The organism is Cellulomonas aerilata (genome assembly GCF_007991755.1).
GTDB classification, from domain to species: domain Bacteria; phylum Actinomycetota; class Actinomycetes; order Actinomycetales; family Cellulomonadaceae; genus Pengzhenrongella; species Pengzhenrongella aerilata.
Map to the genome: position 1 here is coordinate 1 of NZ_BJYY01000025.1, position 3,554 is coordinate 3,554.

2 rRNA genes are annotated in these 3,554 nt (G+C 58.4%); both read left to right on the forward strand.

Annotated features, from left to right (window positions below):
* The first annotated feature begins 165 nt into the window (after positions 1-165).
* A 23S ribosomal RNA gene (locus CAE01nite_RS17885) occupies positions 166-3,275 on the forward strand.
* A 112-nt stretch (positions 3,276-3,387) separates the two neighbouring features.
* A 5S ribosomal RNA gene (rrf, locus tag CAE01nite_RS17890) occupies positions 3,388-3,504 on the forward strand.
* Positions 3,505-3,554 lie beyond the last annotated feature (50 nt).

Below are 3,554 nucleotides of genomic sequence, written 5' to 3' on the forward strand. Positions count from 1 at the left end.
GTTGGCACACTGTTGGGTCCTGAGGGAGCGGGCCAGAGGTTGTGGCGTGTTGCCTTGTGCGGACCACCGGAGCGCATCCTGTGTCGGGGTGTGGTGAGGGTGGGGTCGCCCGTAGCTTGAGAACTGCACAGTGGACGCGAGCATCTTTATTTTCTTGTCTTTGTGGTTGAAGTTTTTAAGGGCACAGGGTGGATGCCTTGGCACTAGGAGCCGAAGAAGGACGTGGTAGCCTGCGATAAGCCTCGGGGAGTTGGCAAACGAGCTGTGATCCGAGGATGTCCGAATGGGGGAACCCCGCCGCAGTCATGTGCGGTGACCCGCACCTGAATATATAGGGTGTGTGGAGGGAACGTCGGGAAGTGAAACATCTCAGTACCGACAGGAAGAGATATTCCGTGAGTAGTGGCGAGCGAAAGCGGATGAGGCCAAACCGTCCTCGTGTGATAGCCGGCAGGCGTTGCGTGGGCGGGGTTGTGGGACCTTTCAGGGAGTTCTGCCGAGCTCTCAGGGAGTCAGAAAGCCGTGTCATAGTCGAAGGGTCTTGAAAGGCCCGGCACAGAGGGTGTGACCCCCGTAGACGAAATGGTGCGGCCTCCCGAGGGGGATCCCAAGTAGCACGGGGCCCGAGAAATCCCGTGTGAATCTGGCAAGACCACTTGCTAAGCCTAAATACTACCTAGTGACCGATAGCGGACAAGTACCGTGAGGGAAAGGTGAAAAGTACCCCGGGAGGGGAGTGAAATAGTACCTGAAACCGTGTGCCTACAATCCGTTGGAGCCTCCTTAGCAGGGGTGACAGCGTGCCTTTTGAAGAATGAGCCTGCGAGTTAGTGGTACGTGGCGAGGTTAACCCGTGTGGGGAAGCCGTAGCGAAAGCGAGTCCGAACAGGGCGTTTTCAGTCGCGTGCTCTAGACCCGAAGCGAAGTGATCTAGCCATGGGCAGGTTGAAGCGCGGGTAAGACCGCGTGGAGGACCGAACCCACTTGGGTTGAAAACCGAGGGGATGACCTGTGGTTAGGGGTGAAAGGCCAATCAAACTTCGTGATAGCTGGTTCTCCCCGAAATGCATTTAGGTGCAGCGTCACGTGTTTCTTGCCGGAGGTAGAGCTACTGGATAGCCGATGGGCCCTACAAGGTTACTGACGTTAGCCAAACTCCGAATGCCGGTAAGTGAGAGCGTGGCAGTGAGACTGCGGGGGATAAGCTCCGTAGTCGAGAGGGAAACAGCCCAGACCACCAGCTAAGGCCCCTAAGCGTGTGCTAAGTGGGAAAGGATGTGGAGTTGCACAGACAACCAGGAGGTTGGCTTAGAAGCAGCCACCCTTGAAAGAGTGCGTAATAGCTCACTGGTCAAGTGATTCCGCGCCGACAATGTAGCGGGGCTCAAGCACACCGCCGAAGCTGTGGCATTCACACGATAACTTAGCCTTCGTGGTTCAGGTGTGTGGATGGGTAGGGGAGCGTCGTGTGGCGAGTGAAGTCGCGGGGTGACCCAGCGGTGGACGCCACACGAGTGAGAATGCAGGCATGAGTAGCGAAAGACGGGTGAGAAACCCGTCCGCCGAATGACCAAGGGTTCCAGGGCCAGGCTAATCCGCCCTGGGTAAGTCGGGACCTAAGGCGAGGCCGACAGGCGTAGTCGATGGACAACGGGTTGATATTCCCGTACCGGCGAAGAACCGCCCATACCGAGCCCGGTGATGCTAAGCGCCCAAAGCCGCCAACCGTCCCTTCGGGGGCACCTGGTGGTGGCGCGCGCGGCCCGAACCGGTAGTAGGTAAGCGTATTAACAGGGGTGACGCAGGAAGGTAGCCTCCGCGTGGCGATGGTTGACCACGTCCAAGGTTGTAGGGCGAGGGGTAGGCAAATCCGCCCCTCATGGAGCCTGAGAGCTGATGGTGACCCCGTATGGGGGAAGCAGGGTGATCCTATGCTGCCTAGAAAAGCCTCGGCGCGAGGTTCTAGCCGCCCGTACCCTAAACCGACTCAGGTGGTCAGGTAGAGAATACCAAGGCGATCGAGAGAATCGTGGTTAAGGAACTCGGCAAAATGCCCCCGTAACTTCGGGAGAAGGGGGGCCTGAGGCGTGAACCCACTTGCTGGGGGAGCGTTCGAAGGCCGCAGAGACCAGGGAGAAGCGACTGTTTACTAAAAACACAGGTCCGTGCGAAGTCGCAAGACGATGTATACGGACTGACGCCTGCCCGGTGCTGGAAGGTTAAGAGGACGGGTCAGCCGCAAGGCGAAGCTCAGAATTTAAGCCCCAGTAAACGGCGGTGGTAACTATAACCATCCTAAGGTAGCGAAATTCCTTGTCGGGTAAGTTCCGACCTGCACGAATGGCGTAACGACTTCTCCGCTGTCTCAACCGCGAACTCGGCGAAATTGCACTACGAGTAAAGATGCTCGTTACGCGCAGCAGGACGGAAAGACCCCGGGACCTTTACTATAGCTTGGTATTGGTGTTCGGTGCGGCTTGTGTAGGATAGGTGGGAGACTGTGAAGCCGGCACGCCAGTGTCGGTGGAGTCGTCGTTGAAATACCACTCTGGTCGCTCTGGATGTCTAACCTCGGTCCGTGATCCGGATCAGGGACAGTGCCTGGTGGGTAGTTTAACTGGGGCGGTTGCCTCCTAAAATGTAACGGAGGCGCCCAAAGGTTCCCTCAGCCTGGTTGGCAATCAGGTGTCGAGTGCAAGTGCACAAGGGAGCTTGACTGTGAGACTGACAGGTCGAGCAGGGACGAAAGTCGGGACTAGTGATCCGGCGGTGGCTTGTGGAAGCGCCGTCGCTCAACGGATAAAAGGTACCCCGGGGATAACAGGCTGATCTTGCCCAAGAGTCCATATCGACGGCATGGTTTGGCACCTCGATGTCGGCTCGTCGCATCCTGGGGCTGGAGTAGGTCCCAAGGGTTGGGCTGTTCGCCCATTAAAGCGGTACGCGAGCTGGGTTTAGAACGTCGTGAGACAGTTCGGTCCCTATCCGCTGCGCGCGCAGGAAACTTGAGAAGACCTGTCCCTAGTACGAGAGGACCGGGACGGACGAACCTCTGGTGTGCCAGTTGTTCCGCCAGGAGCACGGCTGGTTGGCTACGTTCGGAAGGGATAACCGCTGAAAGCATCTAAGCGGGAAGCCTGCTTCAAGATGAGGTTTCCACGGGACTTGTCCCGAGAGGCTCCCAGCTAGACCACTGGGTAGATAGGCCGGATGTGGAAGCGGGGACCAACGACCCGTGAAGCTGACCGGTACTAATAAGCCGACAACTTCACCACACCTTCAAGACTGTGTGACGCGTCCACTGTGCGGTTCCCGAGAGACGGGCACACCGACACCCCCCAGCCGACCGCGGGGACCAGGTGTCGGCCCGGTACATCTCCATAGAGTTACGGCGGTCATAGCGAGGGGGAAACGCCCGGTCCCATTCCGAACCCGGAAGCTAAGCCCCTCAGCGCCGATGGTACTGCACGGGAGACTGTGTGGGAGAGTAGGTCGCCGCCGGACACCCATTCACAAGAAGGACCGCCCCCACGGGGCGGTCCTTCTTGCATTCC